Source organism: Pseudomonas sp. R28(2017) (assembly GCF_002112505.1).
In the GTDB taxonomy this organism is placed as follows: domain Bacteria; phylum Pseudomonadota; class Gammaproteobacteria; order Pseudomonadales; family Pseudomonadaceae; genus Aquipseudomonas.
In genome coordinates this window covers 268,705-283,903 of the sequence record NZ_NEHW01000008.1, presented here as the reverse complement: position 1 = coordinate 283,903, position 15,199 = coordinate 268,705, and the positions used below count along the sequence as shown (strand labels likewise).

The following is a 15,199-nucleotide window of genomic DNA, read 5'->3' as shown; positions in this document are numbered from 1 at the left end:
TCATAAGGTTTACGGAATTCGTGGCCCCAGGGGCCGGCCGCAAACTGCGCGAGGGGAGGGCGAGCGCCAGGCAGCTCATAGCACCAGTCCACTCAGCAGGCGGCTGATGAGACCCAACCCGATGGTCACGGCCAGTACCAGCACAAGGAGCAGCCAGGGCCGGAAAGGCCGGCGCTCGACTTGGTGCTGGGGGGCTCGCAGATACTCATCGACACGACGCTGATCTTCCGGGTTCAGGCGACTGGTCATGGTGGGCCTCGTCAGGTAGACGTTTGTGACTGCACGAACGCCACAGCGTTCATGCAAGGGCTTTGAACAAATGATAATGCTTTCTATCCCTGGCGCCGAGTTTACGCCATCGCAAAGACTCTCGGCAGTGGATCAAAGACTGATGCCCACGTCGAAGACGATGCTGCGCCCCAGGTTGCCGCGCAGAAAGTCCGGCGCATCGGGGTGGGCGAACAGCACCCGGGCGAAGGTCGGCCCCACCAGCGACAGCGAGCGCCAGCCCTGGCGCAGGTATTCGGTGGGCGGCGGGAAGTGGGTGTTGAGGTCGAGCACTTCGCGCTTGAGGCTGGCAAAGGCGATGATGTCCAGCTCGCTCAGGTCCAGCCCGCGCTCGCGGTAGTTGTGCGCCTTCTTGCGCAGGGTCGGCGCCAGGCGCCCGAGCAGCTCGGCGGCGGCGATGCGCCGCGGGCGGGCCTCGCGGCGCACCAGCTGGGCCAGGGAAAAGGCACTGCGCCGGCGCTGCAGCTCTTCACGCCACTCGTCGTTCAGGCGGCGGCCTTCGTCGAGTACGAAAAACACTTCAAAGGCGGCATCGCGGAACAGCACATCCGGGGGCTCCTGGCCGGCCGGGGTGAAGTCCTCGCTGCGGTAGGGGATGTTCAGCCCTTGCAACAGGCGCTGGCACACCCACCGCTCCCGCTCCCACTTGCGGGCGTTGGAGAGAAAGGCATTGGCTTGTTCGGCCTGGATGGTAAGCAGGCGCAGGTAATCTGAGTCATCCATGGGAACAAGCTTAGTCGGCAATTGTGAACGTAAGGCCCTGTTTGACCGTGGGAATCGGCATCAGGGTGTAGACTCGGGCTAACCGTGCCAGGAGCGATTTGCCTGTGATCAGCGCCCACGTCCTGTCTTCTGCCAGCCTGACCGTCGGTTGGTTGGGCTATATCCCGTTGTTGCTCTGGGCTGCATCGCGTACACGGTGGGTAGAGTTGTGCACCGACCGGCGCCGTCAGCACCTGCTGTTTGGCACCGTGTTCTGCCTGTTTGCCCTGTGGCTGGTCAGGCGCGATTTCGATACCGGTGTGTCGTACCACTTCATCGGCATGACGGCGGTGACCTTGTTGCTGGACTGGCCGCTGGCGATTCTGGGTGGTTTCCTTGCGCAACTTGGCTTGCTGGCGCTGGGCCGGCAGGATCTTGCGGCGCTTGGGGTCAACGGGTTGCTGCTGGTGGGGTTGCCCGTGCTGATCACCGAAGTGTGCGCGCTGCTGGTCGAGCGGGCGCAGCCGCGTAACCTGTTCGTCTATATCTTCTGTTCGGGGTTTTTCCCCGCTGCGTTGACGGTGCTGATTTGCGTACCGGTGGCGTTGGGGGTGCTGTGGCTGGATGGGCGCTTTGCGATGCCGGAGTGGCTCAGCGATTTTATCGGCTACCTGTGGTTGATGATGTTCCCGGAGGCATTCATCAACGGCATGGTGATCAGTGCCCTGGTGGTGTTTTGCCCGGAGTGGCTGGAGACGTTCAACCGCACCCGGTATCTGCAGGCACCGTGGAAGGATGATGAGCGCTGATAGCTGTACTGGCCTCTTCGCGGGCAAGCCCGCTCCCACAGGATAACCACTGGCTTGAAGGTTGTGGCTTCCCTGTGGGAGCGGGCGTGCCCGCGAAGAGGCCGATACAGGTATCAGAGATAGCTAATCAATGCCGCGGCTCCAGCTCCCCGGAAAACAGCTCATCCTCGGCATCCGGCGCCACCGGAATCTTGTGCTCCTCCGCCGCCCAGGCCCCCAGATCGATCAGCTTGCAGCGATCAGAACAGAACGGCCGGAACGCGTTCTTCTCGTTCCATTCCACAGGTGCGCCACAGGTCGGGCAATCGACGGTCAATGGCTGGCTCATGGCTGGCCTCCTCGTAAAGTCAGGTAAAAGTGGTGCAGGCGGTCAATCTGCTCGTGCAGCGCGGCCAGGTCGCCGTCATTGACCACCACATCGTCGGCATGGCCCAGGCGTTCGTCACGGGCCAGCTGGGCCTTGAGAATGGCCTGCACCTGCTCGGCGTTGGTCTTGTCACGCGCCAGTGTACGCGCCACCTGCAGCTCCTGCGGCACATCGATCACCAGCACGCGCTTGACCTTCTGGTACTGGCCCGACTCGATCAGCAACGGCGACACGTACACCGCATAAGGTGACTCGGCCTTGGCCAGATAACTGAAGATCTCCTGCCCGATCAACGGGTGCAGCAGTTGCTCCAGCCACTTGCGCTGAGCCGGGTCGGCGAAGATCAGCTGGCGCAAGGCCGCACGATCGAGCTGGCCATCGTCCAGCAGAACGCCGGGGCCGAAGCGCTCGACGATGCTGGCCAGCGCCGGGCGGCCGGGCTCGACCACCCAGCGCGCCGCCTGGTCGGCATCGACCAGGTGCACGCCAAGTTCGACGAAGCGCTCGGCGGCGGCGCTCTTGCCGCTGCCGATGCCGCCGGTCAGCCCGAGAATCCAGGGGGTGAAGGCCTTGGTGCTCATCACATTCCAAACAGTTGCAGGTAGAAGGCGTACATTTCATCACCCCAGAGCACAGCAATCCACCCCGCAGTGGCCAGATAAGGGCCAAAGGGTATGGCAGTGCCGACGGATTGCCTGCGCACACGCAACAGGCACAGGCCCGCCACCACGCCGATCACCGATGACAGCAGCAAGGTGACCGGCAATACCTGCCAGCCACCCCAGGCGCCGATCAGCGCCAGCAGCTTGAAGTCGCCATAGCCCATGCCTTCCTTGCCGGTGATCAGTTTGAACACCCAGTACACCGACCACAGGCTCAGGTACCCGGCCACCGCGCCCCACAGTGCATCGGGCAATGGCACCACAGTGTCGAAGGCATTGACGACCAAGCCCAGCCACAGCGTCGGCAGCACCAGCACATCGGGCAACAGCTGCTGGTCATGGTCGATCAGGCTGAGTGCCAGCAGGCTCCAGGTCAGCAACAGCAGGGCCAGGGCCTCGATGCCTGCGCCGGAATGCCAGGCCACCGCCATCGACAACAGCGCACAGCCCACCTCGACCAACGGATAACGCGCACTGATCGGTTGCTTGCACGCCGAGCAACGCCCGCGCAATGCCAGGTAACTCAGCACGGGAATGTTCTCCCAGGCGCGGATCGCGTGGTGGCAATGCGGGCAGTGGGAGGCGGGGAGGGACAGATTGAAACGTTCGTGCTCGGTGGTCGGCAGGCCCAGCACTTCCTGCGCCTCACGCTGCCATTGGCGCTCGAGCATGATCGGCAGGCGATGCACCACCACATTGAGGAAGCTGCCCACCAGCAGGCCGAGCACGGCCGCCAGGGTGATGAAGTACGCCGGCTGTTCGGCCAGTAATGTCCATGGAGTCATGTTCAGATCAAGCTACCCAACTGGAAGATCGGCAGGTACATCGCCACCACCAGGCCACCGACCAGCAGGCCCAGGATCAGCACGATGGCCGGCTCCAGCAGGCTGGTCAACTGGTCCAGTGCCTGGCTGACCTGTTCCTCGTAATGGCTGGCGGACTTCGCCAGCATCTGGTCCAGCGTGCCGCTGGATTCACCAATGGCGGTGAGTTGCACCAATAATGGCGGGAACAGCGGTTCATTGGCCATCGCCTGATTCAGCGCCTGGCCGTTGGCCATGCCCTGGCGCAAGCGCTGCACCGCCTGTTCGTGCAGATCGTCGCCGCAGGCCTTGGCCACGGTGACCAGCGCATCCAGCAACGGCACCCCCGCCGCATAGGACGTGGCCAGGGTGCGGGCAAAACGCGCCAGCGCCGCCTGGCTCAACAGCCTGCCGAACACAGGAAGGCGCAAGGCTTGAGCAGTTATCCACAAGCGCGCTGGCGCATGCTTCAGGTACAGCCGGGTCACAGCGAAACCCAGGCCCAGCCCGGTTATCAACAGCAGCGGCGCATAGCGCCCCAGCCCTGTGGACAAGTTGATCACCCACTGCGTGAAGGCCGGCAACGCGGCACCGAAACCGGCAAACAGGCTCTCGAAGCGCGGAATCACCTCCAGCAACAACACCGCTGAAACCCCCAGGCCAGTCAGCAACAGCAGCAACGGATAGAGCATGGCCTTGCGCACCCTTTTTCGCAGCACCTGGCGCTGCTCCAGCATCCCCGCCAATTGCTCCAGCTGCCGATCGAGCGTGCCGGATTGCTCGCCCACGCGAATCAGGTTGCAGTACAAGCCATCGAACCACGCCGGATGGCGCTGCAGCGCATCCGCCAGCCCCAGGCCCGACGCCACATCCCGTTTCAATTTATCCAGCAAGGCTGCCTGCCCCGCACTGCAGCCACTGCGGCCCATCACCTCGAAGGCCTGCAGCAGCGGCACCCCGGCCTTGAGCAAGGTCGCCAGTTGCCGGCTGAAACCCGCCGGGTCGGCCTTTTCCCGCGCCTTCGGCAACCGCCATTCAAACCCGCCGGCCGCCCGCAGGCTGGCCACGCGAATGCCCCGACGCTGCAGGCTGGCCCGTGCAAAAGCCGGGCTGCGCCCGCTGACCTGGCCGCTGACCGCGGCGCCACTGGCATCGGTGCCGCGCCATGCATAGAGCTGTGTCGATGAGTTCATGCAAAGGTCCTTTTCTGCCCGGGCGACAAGCCTGGAAACAGCTTGCCGCGTCCCTGAGCGGGCGTGCGTCCGTGATCCTCACTAGAGTAGTTCAGCGAAGATGACGCCCTGGCGGGCAGGGGTGACAAAAGGTGTCTGTTCAGGCCTACTGCGCCGCTGCCAGCTGGGGGCGAGCCTGACCTCCACGAGTACACGTATCAAAAAGGAAATCGTTCATGAAAGGGCAACGCGGTATCACCCTGATCGAACTGATGATCGTTGTCGCGATCATCGGCATTCTGGCGACCATCGCCATCCCGATGTACACCAACCACCAGTCCCGCACCAAGGCGGCGGCCGGGTTGCTGGAGATCAGCGCGCTGAAGACGGCGATGGAAGTGCGCTTGAACGAAGGCAAGGATGTGAACAACGTGGCCGAACTGGGCGGCCAGCCGGCGACGGCGAACTGTGCGATTGCGGTGAGCAGCAAGGCGGCTGACGGGATTGGCACGATTGCATGCGCCCTGGTTGATGTGCCGGCCAATGTGGTTGGCAAGAGCCTTGCCCTGACGCGCTCGCCAACTGGCTGGACCTGCACGACCGATATCGAGGAAGACCTCGCGCCGAAGGGTTGCAAAGCGCCCTGAGGGGAGGGGAATAAGACCGGGGAAACAGGGGTTTACGCGGCAGGTGCGGCAGTGGTACGTTGCGCTACACGCCGGTGTAGCTCAGTAGGTAGAGCAGCGCACTCGTAACGCGAAGGTCGCAGGTTCGATTCCTGTCTCCGGCACCAGTCCAGGTTCCAGTGAAGGCTACTAAAATCTCTGGAACCCCCCGTAAAACCCGCCTTCTGGCGGGTTTTTTCGTTATGGCGTTCCGTCGGATTCCGACAGCTGCCAGCCGATTTAGGGGTAAGGTTTGGGATAAAGTCGATTCGTTAAAGGGGTTTACCCCTATGGCTCGTACTACTGCTCCCCTCACTGACACCGCCTGCCGCTCGGCCAAGCCTACTGACCGCCCCTACAAGCTTTTCGACGGTGACGGTCTTTACCTCCTCGTTTACCCCAATGGCCGCAAAGGCTGGCGTTTCCGGTATGTGAAACCGGATGGGCGAGAGGGGCTGACCTCGTTTGGCAACTATCCCGTCATCGGACTTGCAGATGCTCGGCAGAAGCGTCTGGAGACCAAGCGGATGCTGGCTGAGGGCATTGATCCGATTGCGTCCAAGCAGCAGGCCAAGGCCGAGGCAGTTGTCAGAGGCCACACATTCGAACGCGTTGCCTTGGACTGGCATAAGGAAATGTCCGTGAAGTGGGCGCCGGGCCATTCTAGGACTGTGTTGAGTCGCTTAAAGACTCACGTATTCCCGCTGCTCGGCGCACGCGCCATCGTTGATCTGGATACCTTCGACCTCATGCAGCCGCTGGAAGAGATCAAAAAACGCGGCACGATCGATGTGGCCTTGAGGGTGCAAAACTACCTACAGAGCATCATGCGTGAGGCTAAGCGGCAGCGGCTGATCACGGTGAACCCTGCAAATGATCTTGAGGGCTTCATCAGCGCGCCACGGGTTACGCACCGGCCTGCACTCCCGCTCTCTCGTCTGCCTGAGTTGATGGACCGCATCGAGAACTACAAGGGACGCCCGCTCACTCGGCTGACCGTCATGCTGTCCCTGCATGTGTTCGTACGCTCCAGTGAATTGCGCTTCGCACGTTGGAGTGAGTTCGACCTGAAGCGCGGTATTTGGGAGATACCTGATACGCGGCCCGCGTTAGACGGCGTTCCGTACTCGACCAGAGGGACAAAGATGGCGGGCGACATCCACCTTGTCCCGCTTTCACCGCAAGCGGTGATGTTGCTCGAACAGATTCATGCGATCACGGGGTACTTCGACCTGGTGTTCACCAGTGACGCTCGCTCGTGGAAGCCTATGTCCGAGAACACGGTCAACAGCGCTCTGCGGAATATGGGTTATGACACCAAGACCGAAATCTGCGGGCATGGCTTCCGGTCCATGGCGTGCAGTGCCTTGGTCGAATCCGGGCTGTGGTCAGAGACCGCTATCGAGCGGCAGATGAGCCACAGGGAGCGCAACAATGTTCGGGCGGCGTATATCCACAAGGCTGAGTTCCTGGAGGAACGGCGAATGATCATGAGTTGGTGGAGCCGTTACCTCGAAGCGAACCGGCAGGAGCATATCTCGCCACATGAGTTCGCGAATCAGGCCGGGGCAAACGTTTCTAGCCTCAGAGCAAGGCGTGGCGCAGTCGAGTGAGTGCACGGCTTTGAAGTTTCGATGATCCGCTTTCCATGCGGGTCCATCCAAACAGGGCTGCAAAGCCGCCCTGTTTGGATGGACCTCACCTAAAAAATCAAAAGCACCCAATCGGCCACCGGAAACCACGGGATTCCGTACACGCCCAACGTCATTTTCAACTGCAAAATCCAGCGGGCGAGTCGCTTGACCCTCTCGAATTGCGGGCGTAGAAAAGACCGTGCAAAGGCTGTCGTTGACAGCACCCCAGGTGGCCAGAACCTTCAAGGTCACGCCGCTCCTGCGGTGGTTCTCCCCCCAAATGGCGATTCGCATCCGGCAGCTCGCCCGGTCACCTCCCCGGTGATGGATGCCTACTTCAGATCATGGCCCTCGTGCGCCAGACAGCACCTCCTACTTCGCTGCCCTGCAGCAACCTATCCGCTTGGCCGAATCTTTCGCCAACCTGCGCCCGTCTCTTTCTCCTGGAAAGAGACGGGCGCTTCTAGCACTGCTGCAGCCCTCATCGCACTTGGCTTTGCGGCTACACCACTCATGACAATCGGCGTGACAAACGCCGATGTCACCAGCAACAGCGATGTAGATGATGGTGCCGCAGACCAGGGACTGCACCTGACTGACAGTCAGGCATGCCCCGGTCATCGCATCGCTGTGTTCACCCGGCTCAGGATCTTCAGGCACTGGTCTCGTCAGCCAATGCAGCCTCCACCCGCCCACCGGTAACGGTGTCCAGGAGGCTAGATCATGAGATGCCCTTGCTCCCGGTCGTAAGGAGCCGATGGTCCCGCGTGAGAGGACACCCCACAGGTCGCAGGGGCCTTGATCCCTGATAACACTCAACATTCTTGGCGGGATGACGTGGGGCGAGGATCGGAGATGAGGTGACCGACATGGCATTGGTGGGTAGACGCGATGGTCGCAATTTCGGCTACGGAAGGCAATTGAGCTACGCAGGTCCACAAGCGCTGAAAGACATGTTTGGCGGAGGCCACTATGGCACGGTCAAGGCGCACTGTGATCGGTGGCACGCATTCGTCAAATGGTGCCGCTCCGAACAGGGGCCCGGCATCAATGATGCCCGGCAGATTGATCGGAAGGTGTTGGCCGACTATGCGGCGTATCTGCGTGACGTGGTTGGGCGCGGTGACCTTGCCGTCAGCACCGCACAAAATCGGCTATCCAGCGTTAACAGGACCATGGCGGCGCTTCGGGGTGATCATTACGTGAAGTTGCCAAGTCCGAGCAAAGCGTTGGGTATGCAGCGCATCGGGGTCCGACATTCAGTGCCGCAGGGCCAAGACCGCGAACAGGTTAAACAGATCGTTGATGCGCTTTGCAATCGTCATCACTTACGAGCCGCTGCGATCGTTCTTTTGGCGCGAGCCACCGGCATGCGCTTGCGAGAGGCCATCTTGGCTGACCTGCCGCGGCTAGGCCGTGAGGCTAACGATCTAGGTAGAATTAACATTCAGGATGGCACCAAAGGCGGTCGCGCCGGTGCCTCGGCACCGCGTTGGATTGCGGTGGACGGCCAAGTTCGAGATGCACTTAAGTTTGCACGGCAGATTTCGCCTGCGGGTAGCCGCAACCTGATTGCGCCACACGAAAGCTACCTGAATGTTCTGCATCAAATCATCCGCCCTGCGCGGGAGGTCCTGCATGCACACAACTTCAAGGGCTTCCATGAGCTACGGGCGGCGTATGCCTGTGAGCGCTATGAGCAAATCACTCAACACCGCGCGCCTATCAATGGCGGCCAATGTTGCCCGTTAGATCGGAACCTTGATCGTGAGGCCCGGAAGCAGATCAGCCACGAGCTGGGACACGGTCGGATCGATAGAGTAGCTGCTTACATTGGAGGGCGCGCGTGAGTAAACCATTCGACATGGAACTGTTCTTGTCTGCGGTTCTGACGGGGTCGTACGCAACGCGGCAGCGCCATTTACGGCAAGCAGAGCTCATCCAAGCGGAGATATCTGATCGTTGGAAGCTCGAATCACCTTGGGCCTGGCGGAGAAAACATGTGGCTTGGTTTCTTGAGCATCGCCTGGCTGGACGATGCGAGGCGACTCAGTATTACTACCTGTTGACCGTGCGGCTGCTTGCTCGTCGTTTAGAAAAGCCATGGGTCTTCAAGTCCCAAAGATATGATTGATACTCACGACAAACCGCATTCGGAAAACTGCCGAGTCCTGAATGACGGCTCTCGACCCGAAGCGGTCGGTCAACACCGGCAGAAACCGGCCATGGACACGCCGAAGGGAGTTCCATGCCACACTGATGTAGCTGCACGGCGGCTAGTCAATCAAAAATTATCATGGAGGAACTCTGATGCCCACAGCCTTTTCAACAGCGCTTTACTACCCATACATCGACATAAAAAATGAGCGTTGGCTACGAAGTGCGGTGTTGTTCTGGGACTCCGTCCGAACAATAGTCCCCGTTTCCCATCGTGAACCTTACTCGAATGATTTTGCTCGTGCCCTTTGTGATGAAGGCGTACTCAATCCAGTTCGTGTTTCATCGGATATGGAGGAAGTTGAGGAGCTCACTGAAAAAGTTCTCGAATTTCTTACGGACCCAGCCTCGGCCGGTGTAATGTTTGATACAGACAAACACCCGACTCGTAGAATTCATCCCGAGAAGATGTCCTACGAGCTGCGCGAGCTTGCTCATATTCATCCGGAAAAGCTGCCATACATGATCCGCTCAGAACTTGAGCGTGGGCTTAATGATGACGGTTGGCTTCACGTCGCACCTGGTTTCGCAAATTTCTACATGACGCTCCTCGCCTCTCAATTGGCTGAGCGACTAGGCCTAGGCTTGGTGACCGAGTCGTCTGCAGCAGACCAATTGGCAATCGCTGTGCGCAAGGGAAAGCCGCTTGGCACTACTGGCGATCGACGCGTTGGCCGCCAGTTCGACGCGTTTGGATCGAGGCGCTCGTTGCCAACAGATGTTGCCCCTAGTTTGCTCATTGATCTTATGGTGCAGGGAATTTCTTTGCCTGAGCATCTGTCGGTGGGTGAAATTCTCAAGTTCAAAAAATACCACGCGGAAGAGCTGGCTGTATTTCGGCGAGAAATCTCACGTCTTACCGCGGACTTGCCTAAAGAGGTACCTATCGAGGCGCTGCGACAAGCCGTATCAGACCAGTATCAGGCCAACGTATTGCCAGCGATGCATAGTCTCCGAGAGTCTCTGCGGGCTCAACGTTGGGATGCAGGCCTTAGCGGGTTATTAAAGGTTTCATTCTTCTCAGCTGCCCCAACTTCGACAGCAATCCTTGCAGGTATTCCAACCTCTATCGCTTTGGTTGCTGGAGTGGGAATCTCGCTGACAGCATCAGCAGTCTTATTAGCAAATCAGAGACGGCGTACCATAATAGATAGTCCTTACTCTTATTTGCTTTCAATGGAACGAAATTGGTGAGCCGCTAACAGATTTATTCTATGTCTAGAGCCGCCTTTGGGGGGAAGCTACCACCCGCCGCTGACTGCTTTTGACCGATTGCTGTCTTTCGCGAAAGACAGCTTTGGGTCGATAGCAGTCGTTCGCAACTGGCCGCTTTCGACCCATAGCTGACGCTCAGCCGTGTCCCAGAAGGCCGGTGCGATTCACTTATCTGCAAGCAGCCATTAGCAGCGTTTATGCTGGTTCGAGAAAATGCTGACTACGTCCCGTATCTACTGGTCATAGCTGATGTGGCAGGTCTCAGCTAGGCCTGTCTGGGCGGCAAGCCACGATGCTGCCCATCTCGCACATATCCAGTACCATACAATCTGCGGAGGTGTGCCAAATTGACTCAAGCTGGACAGCGACGGCTGCCCAACCTATGGAATCTAACGTTAAGTTACAGGAACGCGTTCTAATGACTGAAAAAAACCGCTTCCACGAAACCTACACACGGGCGGCAGGGGCAGTGGCATATGTTGCCATCATCAACGAGAAGGGCGATGAAGGTATAGGCTCGGCTTTTCACATCGGCGATGGTGTTTTTGTCACTGCACGGCACGTGGTTGAAGGGGTAACAATTAAAGAAATCGCAACCACTAAGTCAGGGCACCTAAGAGAGGAAGCAGAAGACAAAGTAGTGCCTCCTCGGCGCCTGAAGATTGTTGATGGCCCGTATTTTGGTCGTGACGGCCTAGATCTTGCTATTTTTAAAGTTGATCTGGGTGCTACACCTTTACCATCAATCACGGTCAGCGATCACACGGATTACTCTTTGAGGGAGAACGACTTAGTCCTTTCCGATGTCCTCATAGTAGGTTATCCCCCGATCCCATTTACTACGGTACCTTGCCAGGTGGTCACTCTCGGTCAAATTAACGCCGTGGTGCGGGTATGGCATTCACCTGTCCTTCACTTCATTGCCTCAGCGATGGCGCGTGGTGGGTTCAGTGGGGGGGTAGCACTTGATCAATCTGGGGTGGCGCTAGCGCTCGTCACGGAGAGCTTAGGACAAGGTGATATGCCCGTGGAAACTGGTTACATGAGTCTACTTTCGATTGAGCCAGCGGTGGACTTAGCGGCCGAGAAGTTTGGATTTAGTATTCATGGAAGCTATCCTGGCCGCTACAGTGACGCGGTATTCGCCGCCAAATTCTCGAACCCTTCTAGTAGAGCCCTCAGCTCCTTCATCTATGATGCAAGCATCTACATCTATGATGACGACCGAGACGTATTCGTAGAAATTAACTGTTCGGACGAGGCAATGCTTTCCGAGGCAGTTTCTACATTCGATGCGGTCACGCCCCTCTATCTCGAGGAAACTGAAGGTGGTCCTGGGCTTTACATGCCTACAGAAAATCCCCCAGCCGGGCTTTTGGTAAAAGCCGGCGAGGCGGTCGCGCACCTATTTGAAAGCGCTGGCTACAAGACAATGGCTGTGGAACGTAGCCAGTGGCAACTCAAATCGAAGCAATAGACAGTCATAGCGAGCAGCCCATCCGCACGCTATCTCAGCCTGACTTAATTGAATCGTTGGTGGGGGTATCGGCGATGCTTTGCTAGACTTATCCGTTGCTTTCGGTCAGCAGCTGTAGGCGGCTGTCAATTTAAAGCTAACGCTGACAAGCTCGGCATAATCCCGAAGCCTCCACGCACCGCTTCGTCTCAGTATTTTGATGAAAAATAGTTTGCTGCCCTCCACGAACGGCTGCCACGGGTCGATAGCGGTGAGTCAGGTACGTCAGCAATCGATCCACAGCGGTCGTTTGCGAATGGCAGAGTGGCTACGGCATCTAAGCCCATCACAGGTTGGGTTTAAGAAGACAACCGCACTGACGACAGGGTTGAAGGTCAAGCTTTATTCACTACAGGTGGGGACAGTTCGTATATGCCTGGTTAGCTGCATTTGCCTGGTAAACCTGGTTATGTTTATTAGATAAACAGATCTACTTCCCAACAAAATTATTAACGCCTGTTTCTAGCACTGACCAATTTATCATTTTCACTCACCGCCTGTTCGATTAGGCTTGGGGTTAACCGATTCCCTGATATCTGTGTGCATATTGGAGATCTGCCGGTAATATTGCAAAATTCAACTGTAAAATTTGTTTCATTGCACTTGGTTATCGTCACATGAAAAAAGCCCTTTCCGATTTCAAAGTATATAGACTTAAAATTCGACCCATTATCAGTCCACATACTCTCTTTAATGTTAAAGATATCCCCGCGCCCCCAGTGACTAGCAATATATTGGCCAATAGGAGTAGAGAAAATCCGGCGCTCCTCCTCTTTTTTAATTGCATAAGCACGCTTTTGCTCAGGGGTGAACTCTCTGTCGCGACGACCTGAATAGTTCTTTGGGTTTTTTCCTTCAATATAGTCTATTAGCTTATCTGTAGCGTGCTCATCATTTCTCCATCCCATTCCGTCGCAAAAGTCTTCCCAATCACTCATATCAACCCTCTTGCTCAATACTAGGCTTCAGGCAGCTAACTATAAATATACATCAAGTGGTGTGATAACTTTTTATCAGCCATGAAGGATAAAATTCCTTGTCCTCTTTGCCATCTCCTTCTAGGCTGGGGCGCGCGCGGTGTGATGACGGTATAAAGGGGATTCATACACCATGGACGGTAAGCCCAAGCTGCTTGACCACATGCGCGAGCAAAATCATTTCCGACGCTACTCCATCCGCACTGAGCGAGTCAATTGTGACCGGCCGCTTATGGCCGAAAGTGGTCGTTCGACCTCAGGGCTCCTCCGGCTGTGGACTCAACTGTTCCGGTGCATGCTAGTCTCTAAGCTTATGACTCTGGCTGTACAGTCGGTGATAATACGGTATCCATTTGGGAGATCCGGAAGTCTCGGTTAAGCTCACTTTGATAAAATTAGGTGTCGGGAGCTGGGGTACAAGTGAGCGCAAATAGCACTTCAGGTAAGGCGCGAGCGCCCCTGATTGACGACTGGTTAAATCTTCCTTCGCCGCAAGCGCGACTGGAGCAGATGCCCATGCAATTGGCCCAGGCAGTGGCCGATGCTCATGAAGGGCAATGGCGCGCTTTCATGCGTAAGGGCGCGCGGGGTGACAAGGTAAGGGCCGCCTTGATGGAGACGCTGGATCTGGGCAAACCGCTTCCAAGAGACATGCTCAAAAGCCTGAATGCGCATCTACGCTCGCTGGACAGCAAGCTCGATCTTGCAACTCGCCCTCTCTCTGAGTGGTTGAAAACAATTTGTCGCTATCCGCAGTTGGCCATCGCAATTTATGCTTCCTATGGGGTAGCGGGATTAACTGAGTGGGCCAGTCGGCGGCAGATTGCACAGGCCGCTCAGTCACCCTGGACCTCTGAAAGAGAGGTGCAGGCTGCCAGGCGCTGCGTTGAGTTGTTTGGTGGTGTGCCGTCTACATCAGTCCTAGCCAAACACGATGACCCTGTCCTGCGCGGATTGCAGCAGCATTTGGCCAAACCCGGTGATTTGAAGCGCTTCTGTGCCGATCACGGCATCAAGCGTGTATTGACTAATGTACCCGCGGGTTCATGGGCGACACCCGAAGGTTTCGCCAGAATACGCAAGGCGTATAGGAGTCTGTGCTCTGCCAGGGGGCGCTTTGTTAATGACTTTGAACTGAGCAATAATGACATTCACCTTGACGCAAATGGCGAGGTCTACAGGCTTGAGCTTCCTGGCAATACGCTCAGGCATTATATAAAAGCTCATCTGAGCATGTCGGTAAAAAAGTTATTCGAAGACTTGTGCGATAAGGGGGAGCTGCCTCAATCCTGGAAAATACAGTCACACACTCCGACAACCGCAGACGGCATCAAGCTCGACAGCTGGAGCGAGGTACGTTGGTATGAGGCCTGTAGAGTCGCGATGCATCAGCTCTCCCTCAGACAAGACTTGGGGAACCTCAACATTGTCCCCCACCCTTTGATCGGCGGCAGCACCTATAAGGGTGACTTTGCGCTAAATGGAATATATGTCGAGGTTCTTCGCCACCCGTTGTCACAGATTGAAAATCCTACAAGTAAGGATGCCATCAATTATGCAAAGAAGGTCAATGCGCGCCAAAAGGCTTACGACCAATATCAACTGAAGGTACTTTGGGTTGAGCCTTCCATGCTGGCGGATTCAGGGCAATTGAGCCGGCACTTCAATGAGCTTTTCAGCAAAGCAACTTCAGAGATGGTGGTCGGGGTCAGTGTCCAACCCGCTTCCACCAACGCTCCAGGGCACTGGTTTCTTAAGGAGAACCGTGATCAGGCTATTCGAGCGATCCTATCCAGTGGTGAGGTTCCACCTGGAAGATATCCGGCTTATCGCCAGATGAATAAACATGGCTTTGGGGGGCTGACAGCATTTCTGAATCGCCAGAACAAGGAGATCGACAAGCAGGACGAGGCTTTCCGAGTTCAAGCCATCTGCATAGGTACCGGTAACAACAAGCCAAGAACGCCGACACGAGCGCACGTGCTGGAGGCATGCCGAAAACACAGCGATCAGCTGCTCAAAGATCAAGGAAGAGTGACAAAGGCTAGCCTGGCATCCGTGTTTGGTTTCGGTGCCTCTAATTTTTTGCTCAGAGTTGAACCAAATTTGCTAATGCTGCTTGATCATTACATCACCGAAGGTAACACGTTGTAACAGACCGTTTGGGGCCGA

At 57.2% G+C, this 15,199-nt stretch carries 15 protein-coding genes and 1 tRNA gene; 9 read left to right on the top strand and 7 right to left on the bottom strand.

The genetic code is table 11. The features are described 5' to 3' along the window. Window positions 1-75: 75 nt before the first annotated feature. Window positions 76-249: a DUF3094 domain-containing protein gene (locus CAF78_RS16390; RefSeq protein WP_008091951.1), complete on the bottom strand. Its 174-nt coding sequence runs from the start codon at window positions 247-249 to the stop codon at window positions 76-78. Window positions 250-381: 132 nt separating this feature from the next. Next, window positions 382-1,011, bottom strand: a complete 630-nt coding sequence (locus CAF78_RS16385; RefSeq protein ID WP_027918232.1) for a DUF1780 domain-containing protein — start codon at window positions 1,009-1,011, stop codon at window positions 382-384. A 104-nt stretch (window positions 1,012-1,115) separates the two neighbouring features. On the opposite strand from CAF78_RS16385, the gene CAF78_RS16380 reads away from it, so the two are divergent. Continuing rightward, complete coding sequence (locus CAF78_RS16380; protein WP_085674058.1) at window positions 1,116-1,799, top strand: energy-coupling factor ABC transporter permease; 684 nt, start codon at window positions 1,116-1,118, stop codon at window positions 1,797-1,799. A gap of 127 nt (window positions 1,800-1,926) precedes the next feature. Here the strand turns inward: CAF78_RS16380 and yacG are convergent, their stop codons facing one another. From yacG to CAF78_RS16360, 4 genes are read right to left on the bottom strand one after another with little or no spacing between them, the layout of a single operon-like run. After that, complete coding sequence (yacG, locus tag CAF78_RS16375) at window positions 1,927-2,127, bottom strand: DNA gyrase inhibitor YacG (protein WP_085674056.1); 201 nt, start codon at window positions 2,125-2,127, stop codon at window positions 1,927-1,929. Further along, a complete protein-coding gene (gene coaE, locus CAF78_RS16370) occupies window positions 2,124-2,747 on the bottom strand; it encodes a dephospho-CoA kinase (protein WP_085674054.1) in 624 nt (207 codons plus the stop codon). Before coaE ends, yacG begins: the two co-directional genes overlap by 4 nt. Next, a complete protein-coding gene (locus tag CAF78_RS16365; RefSeq protein ID WP_085674052.1) occupies window positions 2,747-3,613 on the bottom strand; it encodes an A24 family peptidase in 867 nt (288 codons plus the stop codon). Before CAF78_RS16365 ends, coaE begins: the two co-directional genes overlap by 1 nt. Window positions 3,614-3,615: 2 nt before the next feature. Beyond that, the gene (locus tag CAF78_RS16360; RefSeq protein ID WP_085674050.1) at window positions 3,616-4,824 is read right to left on the bottom strand and encodes a type II secretion system F family protein; all 1,209 of its coding nucleotides are present in this window, start codon (window positions 4,822-4,824) and stop codon (window positions 3,616-3,618) included. Window positions 4,825-5,039: 215 nt separating this feature from the next. On the opposite strand from CAF78_RS16360, the gene CAF78_RS16355 reads away from it, so the two are divergent. The 7 genes from CAF78_RS16355 to CAF78_RS16320 all read left to right on the top strand — a co-directional run bounded on the left by CAF78_RS16355 (window position 5,040) and on the right by CAF78_RS16320 (window position 12,011). Continuing rightward, entirely contained in the window at window positions 5,040-5,450 is a 411-nt protein-coding gene (locus CAF78_RS16355) for a pilin (protein WP_085674048.1), read from the top strand. A gap of 70 nt (window positions 5,451-5,520) precedes the next feature. Continuing rightward, window positions 5,521-5,596, top strand: a tRNA-Thr gene (locus tag CAF78_RS16350). 162 nt (window positions 5,597-5,758) lie between these two features. Next, window positions 5,759-7,081 carry an integrase arm-type DNA-binding domain-containing protein gene (locus CAF78_RS16345; protein ID WP_085674045.1) on the top strand — a complete coding sequence of 441 codons (1,323 nt, stop codon included), beginning with the start codon at window positions 5,759-5,761 and terminating at the stop codon, window positions 7,079-7,081. Between the two features lie 890 nt (window positions 7,082-7,971). After that, complete coding sequence (locus CAF78_RS16335; protein WP_085674043.1) at window positions 7,972-8,952, top strand: integrase domain-containing protein; 981 nt, start codon at window positions 7,972-7,974, stop codon at window positions 8,950-8,952. Beyond that, complete coding sequence (locus tag CAF78_RS16330) at window positions 8,949-9,236, top strand: hypothetical protein (protein WP_085674041.1); 288 nt, start codon at window positions 8,949-8,951, stop codon at window positions 9,234-9,236. The genes CAF78_RS16335 and CAF78_RS16330 overlap by 4 nt, the downstream gene beginning before the upstream one ends. A gap of 176 nt (window positions 9,237-9,412) precedes the next feature. After that, entirely contained in the window at window positions 9,413-10,513 is a 1,101-nt protein-coding gene (locus CAF78_RS16325; protein WP_085674039.1) for a hypothetical protein, read from the top strand. A gap of 439 nt (window positions 10,514-10,952) precedes the next feature. Continuing rightward, window positions 10,953-12,011, top strand: a complete 1,059-nt coding sequence (locus CAF78_RS16320; protein WP_085674037.1) for a serine protease — start codon at window positions 10,953-10,955, stop codon at window positions 12,009-12,011. A gap of 488 nt (window positions 12,012-12,499) precedes the next feature. Here CAF78_RS16320 and CAF78_RS28090 read toward each other — a convergent pair whose 3' ends face one another. Then, window positions 12,500-12,988 carry a hypothetical protein gene (locus CAF78_RS28090; protein WP_143515066.1) on the bottom strand — a complete coding sequence of 163 codons (489 nt, stop codon included), beginning with the start codon at window positions 12,986-12,988 and terminating at the stop codon, window positions 12,500-12,502. 555 nt (window positions 12,989-13,543) lie between these two features. Between CAF78_RS28090 and CAF78_RS16315 the strand changes: the two genes are divergently transcribed. Then, window positions 13,544-15,181 carry a hypothetical protein gene (locus CAF78_RS16315; RefSeq protein WP_085674035.1) on the top strand — a complete coding sequence of 546 codons (1,638 nt, stop codon included), beginning with the start codon at window positions 13,544-13,546 and terminating at the stop codon, window positions 15,179-15,181. Window positions 15,182-15,199 lie beyond the last annotated feature (18 nt).

Excerpts from the sequence above, each read along its gene's own strand:
- CAF78_RS28090 (WP_143515066.1), bottom strand. The coding sequence starts at position 12,988 with ATGAGTGATTGGGAAGACTTTTGCGACGGAATGGGATGGAGAAATGAT.
- CAF78_RS16320 (WP_085674037.1), top strand. The coding sequence starts at position 10,953 with ATGACTGAAAAAAACCGCTTCCACGAAACCTACACACGGGCGGCAGGG.
- CAF78_RS16325 (WP_085674039.1), top strand. The coding sequence starts at position 9,413 with ATGCCCACAGCCTTTTCAACAGCGCTTTACTACCCATACATCGACATA.
- CAF78_RS16335 (WP_085674043.1), top strand. The coding sequence starts at position 7,972 with ATGGCATTGGTGGGTAGACGCGATGGTCGCAATTTCGGCTACGGAAGG.
- CAF78_RS16385 (WP_027918232.1), bottom strand. The coding sequence starts at position 1,011 with ATGGATGACTCAGATTACCTGCGCCTGCTTACCATCCAGGCCGAACAA.
- CAF78_RS16345 (WP_085674045.1), top strand. The coding sequence starts at position 5,759 with ATGGCTCGTACTACTGCTCCCCTCACTGACACCGCCTGCCGCTCGGCC.
- CAF78_RS16360 (WP_085674050.1), bottom strand. The coding sequence starts at position 4,824 with ATGAACTCATCGACACAGCTCTATGCATGGCGCGGCACCGATGCCAGT.
- CAF78_RS16355 (WP_085674048.1), top strand. The coding sequence starts at position 5,040 with ATGAAAGGGCAACGCGGTATCACCCTGATCGAACTGATGATCGTTGTC.
- coaE (WP_085674054.1), bottom strand. The coding sequence starts at position 2,747 with ATGAGCACCAAGGCCTTCACCCCCTGGATTCTCGGGCTGACCGGCGGC.
- yacG (WP_085674056.1), bottom strand. The coding sequence starts at position 2,127 with ATGAGCCAGCCATTGACCGTCGATTGCCCGACCTGTGGCGCACCTGTG.
- CAF78_RS16390 (WP_008091951.1), bottom strand. The coding sequence starts at position 249 with ATGACCAGTCGCCTGAACCCGGAAGATCAGCGTCGTGTCGATGAGTAT.
- CAF78_RS16365 (WP_085674052.1), bottom strand. The coding sequence starts at position 3,613 with ATGACTCCATGGACATTACTGGCCGAACAGCCGGCGTACTTCATCACC.
- CAF78_RS16315 (WP_085674035.1), top strand. The coding sequence starts at position 13,544 with ATGCAATTGGCCCAGGCAGTGGCCGATGCTCATGAAGGGCAATGGCGC.